Annotated in this window: 19 protein-coding genes; 14 read left to right on the plus strand and 5 right to left on the minus strand. The window is 64.4% G+C overall.

Features of this window, described 5'->3' with window-relative positions; all coding sequences use genetic code 11:
• Positions 1 to 12 precede the first annotated feature (12 nt).
• Together AWB83_RS23315 and AWB83_RS23320 are read right to left on the minus strand one after the other, a co-directional pair.
• On the minus strand, positions 13 to 429 hold the full coding sequence (locus AWB83_RS23315; RefSeq protein WP_087047991.1) for a type II toxin-antitoxin system VapC family toxin: 417 nt from the start codon (positions 427 to 429) through the stop codon (positions 13 to 15).
• Positions 416 to 667, minus strand: coding sequence for a hypothetical protein (locus AWB83_RS23320; protein ID WP_087047992.1), 252 nt, complete (start codon positions 665 to 667; stop codon positions 416 to 418). Before AWB83_RS23320 ends, AWB83_RS23315 begins: the two co-directional genes overlap by 14 nt.
• Before the next feature lie 179 nt (positions 668 to 846).
• Between AWB83_RS23320 and AWB83_RS23325 the strand changes: the two genes are divergently transcribed.
• From AWB83_RS23325 to AWB83_RS23385, 13 genes are all read left to right on the plus strand, one after another.
• Positions 847 to 1,524: an SDR family oxidoreductase gene (locus tag AWB83_RS23325; RefSeq protein ID WP_087047993.1), complete on the plus strand. Its 678-nt coding sequence runs from the start codon at positions 847 to 849 to the stop codon at positions 1,522 to 1,524.
• Between the two features lie 28 nt (positions 1,525 to 1,552).
• On the plus strand, positions 1,553 to 2,161 hold the full coding sequence (locus AWB83_RS23330; RefSeq protein ID WP_087047994.1) for a glutathione S-transferase family protein: 609 nt from the start codon (positions 1,553 to 1,555) through the stop codon (positions 2,159 to 2,161).
• On the plus strand, positions 2,158 to 2,580 hold the full coding sequence (locus AWB83_RS23335; protein ID WP_087047995.1) for a YchJ family protein: 423 nt from the start codon (positions 2,158 to 2,160) through the stop codon (positions 2,578 to 2,580). Before AWB83_RS23330 ends, AWB83_RS23335 begins: the two co-directional genes overlap by 4 nt.
• 330 nt (positions 2,581 to 2,910) lie before the next feature.
• Positions 2,911 to 4,167 carry a dienelactone hydrolase family protein gene (locus AWB83_RS23340; RefSeq protein WP_087047996.1) on the plus strand — a complete coding sequence of 419 codons (1,257 nt, stop codon included), beginning with the start codon at positions 2,911 to 2,913 and terminating at the stop codon, positions 4,165 to 4,167.
• 293 nt (positions 4,168 to 4,460) lie between these two features.
• Complete coding sequence (locus AWB83_RS23345; RefSeq protein WP_087048089.1) at positions 4,461 to 5,765, plus strand: adenosylmethionine--8-amino-7-oxononanoate transaminase; 1,305 nt, start codon at positions 4,461 to 4,463, stop codon at positions 5,763 to 5,765.
• An 11-nt stretch (positions 5,766 to 5,776) separates the two neighbouring features.
• Positions 5,777 to 6,967: an 8-amino-7-oxononanoate synthase gene (bioF, locus tag AWB83_RS23350; protein ID WP_087048090.1), complete on the plus strand. Its 1,191-nt coding sequence runs from the start codon at positions 5,777 to 5,779 to the stop codon at positions 6,965 to 6,967.
• Positions 6,964 to 7,665: a dethiobiotin synthase gene (gene bioD, locus AWB83_RS23355; RefSeq protein ID WP_087047997.1), complete on the plus strand. Its 702-nt coding sequence runs from the start codon at positions 6,964 to 6,966 to the stop codon at positions 7,663 to 7,665. The genes bioF and bioD overlap by 4 nt, the downstream gene beginning before the upstream one ends.
• A gap of 4 nt (positions 7,666 to 7,669) precedes the next feature.
• Entirely contained in the window at positions 7,670 to 8,719 is a 1,050-nt protein-coding gene (gene bioB / locus AWB83_RS23360; protein ID WP_087047998.1) for a biotin synthase BioB, read from the plus strand.
• A gap of 17 nt (positions 8,720 to 8,736) precedes the next feature.
• Entirely contained in the window at positions 8,737 to 9,678 is a 942-nt protein-coding gene (locus AWB83_RS23365; protein WP_087047999.1) for a 2-hydroxyacid dehydrogenase, read from the plus strand.
• 27 nt (positions 9,679 to 9,705) lie between these two features.
• The gene (locus AWB83_RS23370) at positions 9,706 to 10,629 is read left to right on the plus strand and encodes a hydroxymethylglutaryl-CoA lyase (protein ID WP_087048000.1); all 924 of its coding nucleotides are present in this window, start codon (positions 9,706 to 9,708) and stop codon (positions 10,627 to 10,629) included.
• Positions 10,630 to 10,645: 16 nt separating this feature from the next.
• A complete protein-coding gene (locus tag AWB83_RS23375; protein WP_087048001.1) occupies positions 10,646 to 11,140 on the plus strand; it encodes a YbaK/EbsC family protein in 495 nt (164 codons plus the stop codon).
• A 52-nt stretch (positions 11,141 to 11,192) separates the two neighbouring features.
• On the plus strand, positions 11,193 to 11,750 hold the full coding sequence (locus AWB83_RS23380) for a DUF1289 domain-containing protein (RefSeq protein WP_244197856.1): 558 nt from the start codon (positions 11,193 to 11,195) through the stop codon (positions 11,748 to 11,750).
• Positions 11,747 to 12,670: an MBL fold metallo-hydrolase gene (locus AWB83_RS23385; RefSeq protein ID WP_087048003.1), complete on the plus strand. Its 924-nt coding sequence runs from the start codon at positions 11,747 to 11,749 to the stop codon at positions 12,668 to 12,670. The genes AWB83_RS23380 and AWB83_RS23385 overlap by 4 nt, the downstream gene beginning before the upstream one ends.
• Positions 12,671 to 12,859: 189 nt before the next feature.
• Here the strand turns inward: AWB83_RS23385 and AWB83_RS23390 are convergent, their stop codons facing one another.
• Positions 12,860 to 13,750 (minus strand): alpha/beta fold hydrolase, encoded by an 891-nt coding sequence (locus AWB83_RS23390; RefSeq protein ID WP_087048004.1) that lies wholly within the window; start codon positions 13,748 to 13,750, stop codon positions 12,860 to 12,862.
• 241 nt (positions 13,751 to 13,991) lie between these two features.
• On the opposite strand from AWB83_RS23390, the gene AWB83_RS23395 reads away from it, so the two are divergent.
• Positions 13,992 to 14,954, plus strand: coding sequence for an NAD(P)H-dependent flavin oxidoreductase (locus AWB83_RS23395; RefSeq protein WP_087048005.1), 963 nt, complete (start codon positions 13,992 to 13,994; stop codon positions 14,952 to 14,954).
• A gap of 72 nt (positions 14,955 to 15,026) precedes the next feature.
• Here the strand turns inward: AWB83_RS23395 and AWB83_RS23400 are convergent, their stop codons facing one another.
• Both AWB83_RS23400 and AWB83_RS23405 read right to left on the minus strand, forming a co-directional pair.
• Positions 15,027 to 16,136, minus strand: a complete 1,110-nt coding sequence (locus tag AWB83_RS23400; RefSeq protein WP_087048006.1) for a porin — start codon at positions 16,134 to 16,136, stop codon at positions 15,027 to 15,029.
• Between the two features lie 532 nt (positions 16,137 to 16,668).
• Positions 16,669 to 17,037, minus strand: a complete 369-nt coding sequence (locus AWB83_RS23405; protein WP_087048007.1) for a hypothetical protein — start codon at positions 17,035 to 17,037, stop codon at positions 16,669 to 16,671.
• Between the last annotated feature and the right edge of the window lie 220 nt (positions 17,038 to 17,257).

Genomic DNA, 17,257 nt, shown 5'->3' on the forward strand with positions numbered 1-17,257 from the left:
CCGGCTTTGGAGCTACTCGAAGGGATTCAAAACCTCAACGCCCGTAGCTGCAAAGTCCCTTACGTTGCGCGTAACCACCGTCAGGCGGTGGCTCAAAGCAGTCGCGGCAATGAGCTTGTCGAGAGCCGGCTCTGCCTGCGGCACGCGAAGACTGCCCCACAATTTGCCGATCTCTTCGTCCACGGGCAGTATCTTTCCCTCATATTGACGAAGAACGTTCTCCAGCCACGTTTCGAGCCCCGCAGCCTGTTTATCGTCACCCTTATGACGAAGCCGATCGATGCCACGCCGGAGTTCGCCGACCGTGACCACGGAAAGATGAACGTCACACTCGTCGCGCCTTGCTCGACGGAAAAACGCGCGAACGCCCTCGTTGGCATGCTCCTCCCTTCTGGCCTCACTGATGACGTTCGTATCAGCCAGATACATTTGGCGCCCTGCTTTCAGCATTTCGATCAAAGAATGAATCGTCGACGTCGATGTTGGGAAAGCTCATGAGAAGATCAATGAAGCTCGCGTTCGAGCGATTCGAATCATCCGACGTCTCCCCCATCTGCCTGGCAACCTCGACGTAGATCTTGCGTCGGCGGGCGGCCCGCTCTTGAAGTTCACGGAGTTCGTTCTCGTCGATGTTCCACGGCAAAGGTTGTTTAATTATCTTGGACATTGTCCAACTCCTCGCATCCAGATTACGAATGCCGTAACTGTATCTGATTTCCTTAGCATGACTACTCATCCGAATGGCATAGTATCCGCCCGCTCGCCCGCCATCAAATGCTTGCCCATGCGCAACCTCTCCCCGCGCGTTATATTTCAGAAGTCGCCAATCCAAGGACCCCATCCCCCATGAAAACGGTACTGATCGTCGGCGCGTCCCGCGGCCTCGGCCATGAATTCGCGCGCGAATATTGCCGCGACGGCTGGCGCGTGCTCGCCACCGCCCGCGACAACGCCTCGCTCTCCACGCTCGACGCGATGGGCGCGCAAACCTTCCCGCTCGACGTCACGCAGCCCGAGCAGATCGCCGCGCTCGCCTGGCAACTGGACGAAGAGCGGCTGGACGTGGCGATCATCGTATCGGGCGTGTACGGCCCGCGCACCGAAGGCGTCGAAACGATCAGCGCCGGAGACTTCGACCAGGTGATGCACACCAACGTGCGCGGCCCGATGCAGTTGATCCCCGTACTCCTGCCGCTCACCGATGCCGCGCGCGGCGTGCTCGCGGTCGTGTCGAGCAAGATGGGCAGCATCGGCGAGGCGAGCGGCACGACCGGCTGGCTCTATCGCGCGAGCAAGGCGGCGCTCAATTCGGCGCTGAAGGTGGCGTCGCTGGAATCGCGGCATTCGGTGTGCATCGCGCTGCATCCGGGCTGGGTGCGCACGGAGATGGGCGGTCCGTCGGCGGCGATCGATGTGGCGCACAGCGTCTCGGGCATGCGCGCGGTCATCGCCGAAGCGGGCGCGATGCGCGAGGAATTCAATGGCAGCTTCGTCCAGTACGACGGCACGAAGCTCGAATGGTGATCACGCAAAAACCAGAGGAAACGATCTCGTGACCTATCACGTACATGGCGTCTCGGCGTCGGGCAACTGCTACAAGGTGCGCCTCGCGCTCGAACAACTGAACCTGCCGCATGTCTGGCACGAAGTGGACATGATGAACGGCGCGACCCGCACCGACGAGTTCAGGAAGCTCAATCCGAATGGCAAGGTGCCGGTGCTCGTGATCGACGAGAAAACGACGCTCGCCGAATCCGACGCCATCCTCTGCTATCTCGCCGAAGGCACTCCGCTTCTGCCCGACGACCGCCTCGAACGCGCGCAAGCGCTGCAATGGATGTTCTTCGAGCAGTACAGCCACGAGCCGAACGTCGCGGTGGCGCGTTTCATCCTGCAATTCCTGAAGCAGCCCGGCGACCCCCGTCTGCCCGACAGGATCGCCGGCTCCTATCGCGCGCTCGACGTGATGGAGCAGCATCTCGCGACACGCACGTATTTCGTCGGCGAGCGCTACACCGTCGCCGATATCGCGCTGTACGCCTATACGCACGTCGCCCATGAAGCCAACGTCGACCTGTCGCGCTATCCGGCGATCCGCGCGTGGATCGAGCGCGTGCGCAGCCAGCCGCGCCACGTCGAGATGCCGGGCGTCGACCAATGAAGCCGGTGGACTGTCCTTGCGGCGGCGCATCGCCGGACCGGCGCCCGAACGCGCCCGCGCCGCGCTACGAAGCGTGCTGCGGGCGCTTCATCGAGGGCGGCGAAGCGCCCGCGAACGCGATGGAACTGATGCGCTCGCGCTACACCGCCTACGTGCTCGGCGACACCGCGTATCTGCGCGCGACGTGGGCCGAATCGACCTGTCCGCCGGATCTCGACGCCTCCGACACCACGGGCACGCGCTGGCTCGGCTTGCAAATCAGACGCCATACGCCGATCGACGCGGATCACGAGGAAGTCGAGTTCGTCGCGCGCTACAAGGTGGGCGGGCGCGCGCATCGCCTGCACGAAGCCAGCCGCTTCACGCGCAACGGCGCCGGGAAATGGGTGTACGTCGATGGTTACATCGCGGAAAAGTAAATATATTTTTAATAAACATTGAAACGCGGGCGGTATTAATTTCCTAAGAATTTCCTTTCAGATTAAACAGTTACGGGGTACCACTTATTGTGCAGTGCAATTTTGAACGGTTACTCTGTGTTCACGTCAGGGCGCAGTCATTTTCGTGCCCGGCACTCGCAGCGAAGCCCCGTTTTGAAGTCAAATGTCATGCCTTTTCGGGGCATGACTCCCGGAACCGTCATCCGATACTGCTCATCATGAGCAGCGCGATAGGTTTGTGACTTCAATCAGACGTTTGGGGTCACGCCGTATCAACGCCTTAATTGGAAGCGCGGTCGGAGTTCACGGATGGCGATCAGAACCTGGTTGGTCGGATGCAGCATGGTGTGCTCGCTCGCGATGTCGTTCGTCACGTCCGCCGTGCGCGCCGAACCGATCGGCGGCGTGCGCCAGTCCGAAGGTCTCCAGGCTCCCGCGTTCGGCCAGCCCCTTTCCCGGATTCCCGATTCGTTCGACGCCGGCCTGCCCGCCGTCGCGAATGGTCTGAACGAAACCGTCATCCAGATTCCCGAAGCCGACATCTCGCTCGAAACGACCGTGTTCAAGCCGGACGGCGCCGGCCCGTTTCCGATGATCGTCTTCAATCACGGCAAGCTCCCCGGCGACTCGCATGCGCAGCCGCGCAATCGCCCGGTCGCGCTCGCGCGTGAATTCGTGCGCCACGGCTATGTCGTGGTCGTGCCGAACCGCCGCGGTTTCGCGGGCTCGGGCGGCGAGTATGCCGGCCACGGCTGCAACGTCGAGGCGAACGGCTTCGCGCAGGCGCAGGACGTCGCCGCGACGGTTGCGTACATGAGCGAGCAGCCGTTTGTGGACAAGACGCATATCGTCGTCGCCGGCACGTCGCACGGCGGCATGACGACCATCGCCTACGGCGCGCGCGATGCCGTGGCGGCGCCGGGCGTGCGCGGCCTCATCAACTTCTCGGGCGGCCTGCGTCAGGACGAATGCGCGGGCTGGCAAAAGAATCTCGTCGATGCGTTCGACTCATACGGCGAGCACGTGCGCCTGCCGTCGCTGTGGCTCTACGGCGACAATGACTCGGTCTGGCAAGGCGATCTCTCCTCGCAGATGTACGCCGCCTACACGTCGCACGGTGCGCGCGCGAGCATGGTCGACTTCGGAAATTACAAGAACGACGCACATCGTCTCGTCGGCGACCGCGACGGCGTGCAGATCTGGTGGCCGCGCGTGAAGACCTTCCTCGCGCAGATCGGCATGCCGACCGCCGTGCAGTATCAGGTCTCCGAGCCGCGCATGCCGCAGGCGACCGACTTCGCGAGCCTCGACTCGGTCCAGGCCGTTCCGTACGTCGACGAAAACGGCCGCGCCGGGTATCGCAACTTCCTCTCGCAGTACTCGAGCCGCGCGTTCGCCGTGTCCGATTCGGGCGCGTGGTCGTGGGCCGAAGGCGGCGACGATCCAATGTCCGTCGCGATCGCGAGCTGCCAGAGGCAGAGCACCGATCCGTGCAGGCTCTACGCGGTAAACAATCGCGTCGTCTGGAACGATCGGGCGGCCGAGACGCAGACCGCATCGCGCTGAACACGCTCTCTTCGTCTTTCGAACGCCGGCCCTCGCGCCGGCGTTCGCTTTTGCCGAACCCGCATCTTCCGCCGCCGATCGCACGACAACGCGTCGAAATGAACGAAGTTACGCGGGATAGCGCGTTTTCGCATTTCCGTTGGGCGCGCGCGCACGGAGCAAAAGCCTTCTGAAAAGCGAAGCTCCCGCACGTTTTAGGGATAATTGACTGGCGCAGTTTCTCCAGCAACGCAAGCGTCCGACGCTTGCCCGAAGTATCCGGCCCGCGCCGCGCGCGAGCCTGGGAGCCGTTTTTGAACACAGAAGCCAATCAAGACTGGGTTGCCCGCTCGCTCGCCGCGGTGTGGCATCCGTGCACCCAGATGAAACATCACGAGCGCGTGCCGCTCGTGCCGATCGCGCGCGGCAAGGGCGCGTGGCTCTACGACCCGCAAGGCAATCGCTATCTCGATGCGATCAGCTCGTGGTGGGTCAACCTGTTCGGCCACGCGAACGACGACATCAACCAGGCGCTCAAGGATCAGCTCGACACGCTCGAACACGCGATGCTCGCGGGCTGCACGCACGCGCCCGCGGTCGAGCTGGCCGAGCGTCTTTCCGCCCTCACGCAACACACGCTCGGTCATGCGTTCTTCGCGTCCGACGGCGCATCGGCGGTCGAAATCGCGCTGAAGATGAGCTTTCACTTCTGGCGCAATCGCGGACACGGCGAGAAGCGCGAGTTCGCGTGTCTCGCGAACAGCTACCACGGCGAAACGATCGGCGCGCTCGGCGTGACCGATGTCGCCATCTTCAAGGACGCTTACGATCCGCTGATTCGTCACGCGCACGTGGTCGCGTCGCCGGGCGTGGTCGGCGTCGATGAAGCCATCGCCGCGATGCGCGCGCTCTTCGAGCAACGGGCGAAGCATCTCGCGGCGGTGATCGTCGAGCCGCTCGTGCAGTGCGCGGCGGGCATGGTGATGTACGACGCGTCGTATCTCACGCGCCTGCGCGCGCTGTGCGACGAGTTCGGCGTGCACCTGATCGCGGATGAAATCGCGGTCGGCTGCGGGCGCACCGGTACTTTTTTCGCCTGCGAGCAGGCCGGAATCTGGCCGGATTTCATTTGCTTGTCGAAAGGCATCAGCGGCGGTTACTTGCCGCTTTCGATCGTGCTCACGCGCGACGACATCTACGCCGCCTTCTACGACGACGACGTCACGCGCGGCTTCCTCCATTCGCATTCGTACACGGGCAATCCGCTCGCGTGCCGCGCGGCGCTGGCGACGCTCGACCTGTTCGAAAGCGCGAACGTGCTGGCGGAAAATCGACGCAAGTCGGCGCTGCTGCGCGAGGCGCTGCAGCCGCTCGCGTCGCATGATCGCGTGCGTCATCTGCGCGAGCGCGGCACGATCTTCGCGTTCGACGTCGAGATCGAAGACCGGACTTTCTCGCGCCGCTTCTTCACCAATGCACTGAAGCGCGAATTGCTGATGCGCCCGATCGGCACGACGGTGTACATGATGCCGCCGTACATCCTTTCCGACGACGAACTCCTGCTCCTCGCGCAACGCACGCGCGACACGCTCGATGCCACGCTTGCGGAGGCGGCTTGAAAAACACCGGCATGAAGAACACGTCGCAAGCGCTCTACGCAACCCTGAAGCAAGGCCTGGCCGATATCGACGCGCGCGGCCTGCGACGCCGCCGCAAGACGATCGACAGCGCGTGCTCCGCCCACATGACGGTCGATGGCCGCGAGATCATCGGCTTCGCGAGCAACGATTATCTCGGCCTCGCCGCGCACGAAGCGATCCGCGCGGCGCTCGCGGAAGGCGCGTCGCTATATGGCGCGGGCAGCGGCGGCTCGCATCTGCTCGGCGGCCACTCGCGCGCGCACGCGCAACTCGAAGACGATCTCGCCGCGTTCTCGGGCGGTTTCGTCGACAATCCGCGCGCGCTCTACTTCAGCACCGGCTACATGGCGAACCTCGCGGTGGTGACCGCGCTCGCCGGCCGCGGCACGCTCGTGTTCTCCGATGCGCTCAACCATGCGTCACTGATCGACGGCGTGCGGCTTTCGCGCGCGGAAACGCAGATCTATCCGCACGCGGACACGGAAGCGCTCGACGCGATGCTCGACGCCTCAGGCGACTGCGCCGCGACGAAGCTCATCGTGACCGACACCGTATTCAGCATGGACGGCGACATCGCGCCGCTCGCGCGTCTCGTCGAGCTCGCGGAGAAATACGGCGCGTGGCTCATCGTCGACGATGCACATGGCTTCGGCGTGCTCGGCCCGCAAGGACGCGGCGCACTCGCGCACTATGCGCTGCGCTCGCCGCATCTCGTCTATGTCGGCACGCTCGGCAAGGCGGCGGGCGTGTCGGGCGCGTTCGTCGCGGGCGATGAAACCGTCATCGAATGGCTGATTCAGCGCGCGCGTCCGTATATCTTCACGACGGCGTCCGCGCCCGCGGTCGCGCATGCGGTGTCGAAAAGCATCGAAATCATTGCGGGCGATGAAGGCGATCAAAGACGCGCGCATCTCGCGTCACTCATCGAAACCACGCGCGCGATGCTCAAGCGCACGCGCTGGATGCCCGTCGATTCGCATACCGCCGTGCAGCCGCTCATCATCGGCGGCAACGACGAAACACTGGAAATCGCCGCCGCGCTCGACCAGCACGGCCTCTGGGTTCCGGCGATCCGTCCGCCGACGGTTCCGGCCGGAACCTCGCGCCTGCGCATCTCGCTTTCCGCCGCGCACAGCGAGGACGATCTCGCGCGCCTCGATCACGCCTTGGGCAGCCTATGACCGCTTTATCCCTGTTCGTCGCCGGAACCGATACGGAAATCGGCAAGACGCTCGTCTCTTCCGCGCTGCTGCACGGCTTCGTGCGCGCCGGCATGCGCACCGCCGCGATGAAGCCGATCGCCTCGGGCGCGATCGAGCGCGACGGCGTGCTGCACAACGAAGACGCCGATCAGCTCGACGCCGCCGCTAACGTCGCCCTGCCGCCGGAAATCCGCACGCCGTTCATGATGCGCGAGCCGATCGCGCCGCATATCGCGGCGGCGCGCGAGGGCATCACGCTGGACATCGCGACGATCGTCGAGGCGCATCGCATCGCGCTGACGAAAGCGGATATCGTCGTCGTGGAAGGCGTCGGCGGCTTTCGCGTGCCGCTCGACGACACGCGCGACACCGCCGATCTCGCAGTCGCGCTGAATCTGCCCGTGGTGCTCGTCGTCGGCATGCGGCTCGGCTGCATCAGCCATGCGCTGCTCACCGCCGAAGCCATCGCCGCGCGCGGTTTGAAGCTCGCGGGCTGGGTCGCCAATCGCGTCGATCCGGACATGCTTTATCCCGACGAAAATCTCGCAACGCTCGAGCAACGCCTCGACGCGCCGCTCATCGGCGTGATTCCGCATCTCGCGCCGCCGGATGCCGCGCGCGCCGCCGATCATCTCGACCTCGGCATTCTGACTGACCAGCTTCATCAAAAGGATTGAACCCATGACGCAGCAAACCGCCACCCACACCGCCGCTCAAACCGCGCCGCAAGCCGACGCGCCCGCACGCTGGCGCGTCGCCGATGTCGTCGCGCTGTACGAGTTGCCGTTCAACGATCTGCTGTATCGCGCGCAGACCGTGCATCGCGAGCATTTCGATCCGAACGCCGTGCAGTTGTCCACGCTGCTGTCGATCAAGACGGGCGGCTGCGAGGAAGACTGCGCGTACTGTCCGCAGTCGGTGCATCACGACACCGGCCTGAAAGCGGAAAAGCTGATGGACGTCGACGAAGTGCTGAAGGCCGCCGAAGTCGCGAAGACCAACGGCGCGACGCGCTTCTGCATGGGCGCGGCGTGGCGCAATCCGAAGGATCGCCACCTCGAGCCGATCAAGGACATGATCCGCGGCGTGAAGGCGATGGGGCTGGAGACCTGCGTGACGCTCGGCATGCTGGAAGCGCACCAGGCGCAGGGCCTGCGCGAAGCGGGCCTGGATTACTACAACCACAACCTCGATACGTCGCCGGAGTTCTACGGCCAGATCATCTCGACGCGCACGTATCAGGATCGTCTCGACACGCTCGAGCACGTGCGCGATGCGGGCATCAACGTGTGCTGCGGCGGGATCGTGGGCATGGGCGAGTCGCGGCGCGAACGCGCGGGGCTGATCTCGCAGCTCGCGAACATGGAGCCGTACCCGGAGTCGGTGCCGATCAACAATCTCGTGCAGGTGGAAGGCACGCCGCTCACCGGCACCGAGGCGCTCGATCCGTTCGAGTTCGTGCGCACGATCGCGGTCGCGCGCATCACGATGCCGAAAGCGATGGTGCGTCTGTCCGCCGGCCGCGAGCAGATGGACGAAGCATTGCAGGCGCTGTGCTTCGCCGCGGGCGCGAATTCGATCTTCTACGGCGACCAACTGCTCACGACGAGCAATCCGCAGGCGGCAGCGGACCGCAAGCTGATCGAGCGGCTGGGCATGCGCGCGGAGACGGCCCAGAATGTCAGCGTGGAGAATACCGAGCGCTCGTGCGGACACGCGCACGCGAACTGAACTGAACTGACGCGGTCATGAAAATCATCTTCTACGAAAAGAACGCCGATATCGACGCGTGGCTCGGGGGCTTCAGAAGCGAGCTGCCGGAAGCGGATCTGCGCGTATGGGAGCCGGGCGACACAGCACCCGCCGACTATGCGATCGTCTGGCGCGCGCCGCGCGAGCTCTTCGCCGATCGGTCCGACCTGAAGGCGGTATTCAATCTCGGCGCGGGCGTCGACGCGATTCTCGATGTCGAGCGCAAGGAGCCGGGCACGCTGCCGCCGAACGCGAAGCTCGTGCGTCTCGAAGACACCGGCATGGCGCAGCAGATGGTCGAATACGCGACGTACTGCGTGCTGCGCTATCTGCGGCGCTTCGACGAATACGAAGCCCTGCAGCGCGAAAGCCGCTGGGAAAAGCTGCCGCAGCATGCGCGCGAGTCGTTCACCGTCGGCGTGCTCGGGCTCGGCGTGCTGGGCGGTGAAGTCGCAAAGGGGTTGCTCAGGCTCGGCGTGCCCGTGCGCGGCTACAGCCGCTCGCCGAAGACGATCGAAGGCGTGCAGGTTCACGCAGGCCCCGAACGGTTCGATGCATTTCTCGACGGCGTGAAGGTGCTCGTCAACCTGCTGCCGCACACGCCCGACACCGAGGGCATCCTCGACGCGCGCACGTTCGGCAGGCTTGCGCGCGGCGCGTATCTGGTGAACGTGGCGCGCGGCCCGCATCTCGTCGATGCGGATCTGCTCGCGGCGCTCGACAGCGGCCAGATCGCCGCCGCGACGCTCGATGTCTTCCACACCGAGCCGCTGCCGAAGGATCATCCGTTCTGGATGCATCCGCGCGTGTCGGTCACGCCGCATATCTCGGCGGAAACGCTGCGCGAGGAAAGCATCGTGCAGATCGCCGGCAAGATCAAGGCGCTCGCGCGCGGCGAGCCGATCAGCGGCATCGTCGATTTCAGGCGCGGATACTGAGCGCAACGCAGATAAAAGGAGACAGCCATGATTCCCGCCAAAGTGAAAATCGTCGAAGTCGGGCCGCGCGACGGCCTGCAGAACGAGAAGGAGTTCGTGCCCACCGAAACCAAGATCGAGCTCGTCAACCGGCTCGCGCGGGCGGGCATCGTGAATGTCGAGGCGACGTCGTTCGTCTCGCCCAAATGGGTGCCGCAGATGGCCGACGCCGCCGCCGTGATGGCCGGCATCGAGCGCCGCCCGGGCACGATCTACTCGGTGCTCACGCCGAACATGCGCGGCTTCGAAGCCGCGCTCGAAGCAAAAGCCGACGAAATCGTGATCTTCGGCGCGGCGAGCGAGGCGTTCTCGCAGAAGAACATCAATTGCAGCATCGCGGAGAGCATCGCGCGCTTCGAGCCGGTCGCGCAGGCGGCGAAAGATGCGGGCATGCGGCTGCGCGGCAGTATCTCCTGCGCGCTCGGCTGCCCGTATCAGGGCGAAGTGAGCGTGGAATCGGTCGTGGACGTCGTCGAGCGGATGAAGGCGCTCGGCTGCGACGAAATCGATATCGCGGACACGATCGGCGTCGGCACGCCTGCGCGCACGCGCGAAGTGCTCGCGGCGGCCTCGAAGGTCTTTCCGCGCGAGCGGCTGTCCGGGCACTTCCACGACACGTACGGGCAAGCCGTCGGCAACATCTATGCGGCGCTGCTCGAAGGCATCGAGATCTTCCACGCGTCGGTCGCCGGGCTCGGCGGCTGTCCGTATGCGAAGGGCGCGACCGGCAACGTCGCGACGGAAGACGTCGTCTACCTGATGAACGGGCTCGGCATCGAGACCGGCATCGATCTCGATCAGCTCGTCGATATCGGCGATTTCATCTCGCGCGCTATCGGCAAGCCCAGTTCATCGCGCGCCGGAAAAGCGATCTTCACCAAGAAGCGCGACGGCGTCGCGGCCTGCGCCTGAAGGACAAAGGAAACCGATGATCGATCAATTACCCGATTCCGCGCGCCGCGTCGCGCTTTTGTTGAAAGAACGCGGCCATCCGCACGCCGTCGTGATGCTGCCGGAAACCGGCAAGACCTCGGCGGAAGCAGCGGCCGGGCTCGGCTGCTCGATTGCGCAGATCGCCAAGTCGATCCTCTTTCGCCGCAAGGAAGACGACGCCCCCGTGCTCGTCATCGCGAGCGGCGCGAATCGCGTCGATGAAGCAAAGGTCACCGCGCGCGTCGGCGCATTGGCGCGCGCCGACGCCAGGTTCGTGCGCGAGAAAACCGGCTACGCGATCGGCGGCGTGTGCCCGATCGGCCACGCGGTCACGCCCGTCACGCTGATCGACGAGGACCTGCTCGCGCTCGAGAGCCTGTGGGCGGCGGCCGGGCATCCGCATGCGGTGTTCAATCTGAGCCCGCAGGAGCTGATCGAGCTGACGGGCGCGCCGGTGGTCGACGTCGCGCTGCGCGAGAGCGTGACGTGATGCGGGCCGAGTCATGAGCGGCGTGGCGTCGCCTTGCGTCGACGTCTGCCGCATGAATCCGCAAACCGGCTTCTGCGATGGCTGCTTTCGAACCATCGACGAGATCGCCGCGTGGGCCTCCTGCGACGACGACGAGAAGCGCGCCGTGCTCGCGCGCGTCGAAAGCCGTCGCCAGGGCGCGCGCATCGTGACGATCGGCGAGTCGTTCGAGGCGACGCTCGCGCTGCCGCCCGATTCGATCAGGCACTTCGCGACGCTCGTCAACGACCTCAACCCGCTGCATCACGACGACGCCTACGCGCGCGCGAGCCGCTTCGGTTCGCTGATCGCGTCGGGCACGCAGCCGACCGCGCATTTGATGGCGATGCTCGCTACGCATTTCTCGCGAGACGCGCAGCCGCTCGGCCTCGAATTCGGCATCAAGCTGACCCGCGCGGTGAAGGCCGACGACGTGCTCACGATGCGCTGGCAAGTCACCGAAGCGAAGTGGAAAGCGAGCCTGAACGGCGATCTCGTGAAGCTCGATGGCGGCGCGAGCAATCAGCTCGGCGAGCCGGTGATGAAGGCGACGGCGACCATCGTCGTGATGCCGAAGGAGAGCGCGACGTGAACGTCCTGCCGCAAGCGCTGCGAGAATCGACGACGGTGTTCGAGCGCGGCTGGCTCTCCTCGAACAACGTGCTCCTTGCCGGCGGGGAAGGGACGGCGATCGTCGATACGGGCTATGCGTCGCACGCGCCGCAAACGCTCGCGCTCGTGAAGCAGAAGCTGGGTGCGCGCAGGCTCGATCTGATCGTCAACACGCATCTTCATTCGGATCATTGCGGCGGCAACGCATTGCTTCAGCAAACCTACGCGTGCGACACGCTGATTCCCGCGAGCGAAGCGCGCTCCGTGCGCGACTGGGACGAGGAAGCGCTCACCTTCCGCGCGACCGGCCAGCGCTGCGAGCGCTTCGGCTTCACGGGCACGCTCGAAAATGGTGCCACGCTCGCGCTCGGCGGCTTCGACTGGAGCGTGCTCGGCGCGCCGGGCCACGATCCGCATTCACTCATGCTCCATTGCCCGGAAATGCGCGTGCTCATCAGCGCGGATGCGTTGTGGGAAAACGGCTTCGGCGTGATCTTTCCGGAACTTGAAGGCGAAAGCGGCTTCGCGGAGGAGCGCGCGGTGCTCGATCTGATTTCGCGTCTCGACGTGGATGTCGTGATTCCAGGCCACGGCGCGCCATTCACGGACGTCGCGCGGGCGCTCGACGCCGCGTACTCGCGGCTCGACTACCTGCGAGCCGATCCCGCGCGCAATGCGAAGAACGCGCTCAAGGTGCTGATCGTCTTCAAGCTGATGGAAGTGCGCGCCATGACGTTCGACGCGCTGCTCTCGATGACTGAACAGGCCCGCTCGATGCGCGCCGCCGCCGACGCGCTCGCGCCGCCGGGCGAACGGCGCGCGCTGCTGGAAAAGATGATCGGAGAACTGGCGCGCGGCGGCTCGGTGACGGTGGACGGAGAAACCGTGTCGGTGGTTTGAATCGAGCCGGGGGCGGAGTGAACGCCAAAAAGAAAGCCGCTTGTCAGCTACGGCAAGCGGCGGAATCATATGGACGTGATCAACGTCCAGCGTATCGTAACGCGACACTTTTTCACGTGCATCGGTGCTTTCCCTACAAAACTTTAACGGCCACCTATACCCGCGTAAGATCGAGAGCCGGCGCGGGTTTCAGGGCGCATCGGCCTCGAAGAACGCCAGCATTTCGGCGAGCAGCGCATCGGGTTGCTCCTCGGGAATATAGTGCCCGCACGGCAGCGCGCGGCCGCTCACGTCGCGTGCGACGCGCCGCCATTCCGCGAGCGCATCGAAGCATCGCTCGATCACGCCTTCCTTGGCCCACAGCACGCGCATCGGACACGCGATCTTCAGCCCGCGCTCGAGATCGGCGCGATCGTGCTCGAGGTCGATGCCCGCCGACGCGCGATAGTCCTCGCACATCGCGAAGATGGCGCCGGGCGACGCCAGCGCGTCGCGATACGCCTGCAGCGCATGCGGCGCGAAGGGCGCGAGGCCCGCATGACGGTTGCCCATCACCCGATCGATATACGCATTCGGATTGCCGCCGATCAGCAGTTCGGGCAGCGGCGACGGTTGAATCAGAAAGAACCAGTGGAAGTACGCGGTCGCGAACTCGCGGTCCGTGGCTTCGTACATGGCGAGCGTCGGCGCGATATCGAGCAGCATCAGACGATCGACCGCGTCGGGGAAATCCATCGCCATGCGATGCGCGACGCGCGCGCCGCGATCATGCGCGCAGACGAGAAAACGCTCGAAGCCGAAATGGCGCATCACGGCGACCTGGTCCGCCGCCATCGCGCGCTTCGAATACGGCGTGTGGCGCCCATCGCTCTTCGGCTTGCCCGATGCGCCATAGCCGCGCAAATCCGTGGCGATCACCGTGAAATGCTTCGCGAGTTCGTTGGCGCATTTGTGCCAGATCTCGTGGGTTTGCGGGTGTCCGTGCAGGAGCAGCAGCGGCGGTCCGTCTCCGCCTTTCATTCCGACGATTTCGATGCCCTCCGCATCGACGCGAAACGGCTCGTAGCCTTCGAAAGACATGATGTTTTCTTGTTCGTGGCGTTGCGGATTATTGTAGGCGCGGGCGCACGATTGCTCATGCGTCCGCAGCCGCGCAAATGTGGAGACCGAGGACTACTTCGGGAACGCCCCAAGTGCCATGAAGTGTGCTTTGCTTATAATCGAACGATCGTTCGTTGCTGTGATCGTGCGTGCCGATTCCCGCGCGACGCTCGTAGAATTGCGTCAACGCTGCACAGCACACCCTCAGGAGATTCGTGCCATGGCATTACCCGCCATCCTGCAGCACCTCGCGTTGCCGGTCGTCGGCTCGCCGATGTTCATCGTCAGTTATCCGGAGCTCGTGCTCGCGCAATGCAAGGCGGGCATCGTCGGCTCGTTTCCCGCGCTGAACGCGCGCCCCGCCGGACTGCTCGACGAATGGCTCACGCAAATCCAGGCGTCGCTCGCCGAGCACAAGGCGGCGAATCCCGATGCGGTCATCGGACCGATCGCGGTCAACCAGATCGTTCACCAGTCCAACGCGCGGCTCGAGCAGGACGTGCGCGTGTGCGTCGAGCACAAGGTCCCGATCTTCATCACGAGCCTGCGCGCGCCGGTCAAGGAGATGATCGACGCGGTGCATTCGTATGGCGGTATCGTGCTGCATGACGTCATCAATCTGCGGCACGCGCAGAAGGCGCTCGAGGCGGGCGTGGATGGCCTGATACTCGTCGCGGCGGGCGCGGGCGGCCACGCGGGCACGACGTCGCCGTTCGCGCTCGTCGGCGAAGTGCGGCGCATTTTCGACGGTCCCATCGTGCTGTCGGGCGCGATCGCCAACGGCGGCTCGATTCTCGCCGCGCAGGCGATGGGCGCGGACCTCGCCTACATGGGCACGCGCTTCATCGCGACGAAGGAGGCGCACGCGCAGGAAAACTACAAGCGCGCGATCATCGATGCGAGCGCGGCCGACATCATCTACACGAATCTGTTCACCGGCGTGCACGGCAACTACATTCGCGAGAGCATCGTCAGCGCGGGGCTCGATCCTGACGCGCTGCCCCTCTCCGACAAGACCGCGATGAACTTCGGAGACGGCACGAGCAAGGCGAAGGCGTGGAAGGACATCTGGGGCGCGGGGCAAGGCGTCGGGCTGATGAACGACGTGCCCAGCGTCGCCGAACTGGTCGCGCGGCTGAAGCGCGAGTACGACGACGCGAAGACGCGGCTCGCGATCGGCTGATTTTTCCCTGATGCAGAAGCGAAAACACCGCGCCCGGGCGCGGTGTTTTCGTCTGGTGCTCGCCTTGTTCGATCAGAACTTCGCGCGGATGCCGACGCCGAACGTATCGCCCGACGACATGCTCGTGTACTTGTCGTTCAGGTATGCCGCGTAGACGTCGGTGCGCTTCGACAGCGGATAGTCGTAGCCGAGCGCCCAGCTCTTGTGCGTCTGGTCGAGGCCGCCGTTGCTGCGCGAGTACGCGTACGACGCCATCACCGTGCCCGGGCCGAGCGGCACGGTCACGCCGCCCTGCCCGGTGTTGACGTGGAACGTGCCCACATCGATGTCGTTCTTCGTGTACATGTACTGTGCGAAGAACTTGACGAACTTCAGGTCGTACGACGCGCCCAGCTGCGCGACGCTCTGGCTCTTGAAGCCCGGAATCGTGAAGGCATTCGACGTGGGCAGATCCCCCGGCGTGTTGTTGAAATTCACGTACTGATAGACGCCGGTCGCCGCGAACGGGCCGTGGAAGTACAGGAACTGCGCGCTGTACTTCTTCGAGCGGCCGTCGCCGGCGTTGTTGCCGAACGCGTACATCACGCTGCCCGACAGGCCGTTGAAATCAGGCGAGGTGTACTGAACCGCGTTGTTCCAGCCCGAGTCGCCCGTCACGCCCTGGTCCGTCGTGTAGGTCGGGAACGTGCCCTGACCCAGGAACACGTGGTAGACCATCGGCGAGAAGACGTACGAGTCGACGAACGGGTTGAAGAGAATCGTCGAGACGAAGAGCTGCGTGGTCAGACGGCCAGCCGTGAACGTGCCGATCGGACCTTGAATGCCGACATACGAGTTGCGCGCGAAAAAGGTATCGCCCTGGAAGCGGCCGTACTGGCCGTTCTGCGCGCGAAAGAAGCTTTCCAACGTGAAGATGGCCTTGTAGCCGCCACCCAGATCCTCTGCTCCCTTCATGCCCCAGTACGACGTCGACATGCCGCCGCCGCTCACATTCCATGCGCGATCGCCGCCCGGAAACTTGGTGGCGCCGACCCATTCGTCGACCTGCCCGTAAAGCGATACGCTCGATTGCGCTTGCGCGGACCCCGCCGCGAATAGGCCGAGCATCGCTGCGGCAACTGCGGTGGCCCTGACCGTTGCTTTCACCGTAGTCTTCGGCGCACGGTTGACGGTTGGCTTCATGAACTCTCCTGTCTTTTGTCGAAAATTGAAGGCTTGGCGGGCGAGGAGCGTTGCACTCGCCTCGTCTGACCGGCCTGACGGTTTTTTGGGCGAGAAAGGCATCGCGTGTGGAGCGGCACCATCTTTACGGACCATTTCTCCGGTCAAAAATGTTTTTGGTTATTGCGGGTATAGCGGTTCGGATACTTCCGGCCCTGCACACATGGGACAAGGCGCGCTTGATCGCACGCGCGCGCCGGTCGCCTTGCGATTTGCGCCGGCGCGCAGCCAGTGCCGACGCTCCCCGTTCGAGCGTCGAAAGCCAACCGGAAGAATCGGAAAAACGACATTTCTCCGTGCAGGGCGCATTGTCCGTGCACGGAAAAAAGAGCGGAATGTTTAAGAGGACATCGATGCGTAACTGTGGCGTGATTACGTCATCGCGACAGCGGAACTGGACGTGAAAATATTTTTACGTTCCGCGGATGAACGTGTCGCCATGCGCTCCCTGCTGTTTTTACTCAGGAAGGCGCGGGAGGATCAGTTGCGGTAATCAGTTGCGATAGTTCGCATTGGCCGGCGCGTGGCTATCGTCCGCCGGACGGCCGGGCGGGCGCGACAGACCGCGCTCTTCGTTGTAGCGCGTGATGTCGGCGCGGATGGAACCCGCACCGCGCATGGGAGCGGCCTGGTCGGCACGCGGACCCGGACGCACTTCCGCGCTCACGGGCGTCAGACCGTCTTTTGCAGCGACGGGCGTGTAGTGCAACGATTGCCGGCTGCTGGCGGAATCGTCGAACACCGCCGACGACAGCCACTCGGCGCGCGGCCCCGCAAGGGCGAGCGAACCCGCCACCGCCAGCGCGCCGAGCGCAGCGGATACGAAAAGCCGGGTAGTCTTGCGAAAGCCAGTGAGCACCATGTCGAAACTGCCTGTGTCCGACCCTTATCCTCGTCCGTGGCATTCGCAGCGGAGGCTGCAATTCAGTCGGACAACCGGCCGTAGTCGGAGCATTCGGGCTATGGCATCTCATGCGACGCGCAAAACCCGCCAACCGGTGTATCCAACAATTTATTTCGCGCCGCGGCGGCAGTCGAGCCAAAAAGTGTTAGGCCTGCTCGATGGTTGTAACGCCATGTTA

It is taken from the genome of Caballeronia ptereochthonis (assembly GCF_001545075.1).
GTDB classification, from domain to species: Bacteria; Pseudomonadota; Gammaproteobacteria; order Burkholderiales; family Burkholderiaceae; genus Caballeronia; species Caballeronia ptereochthonis.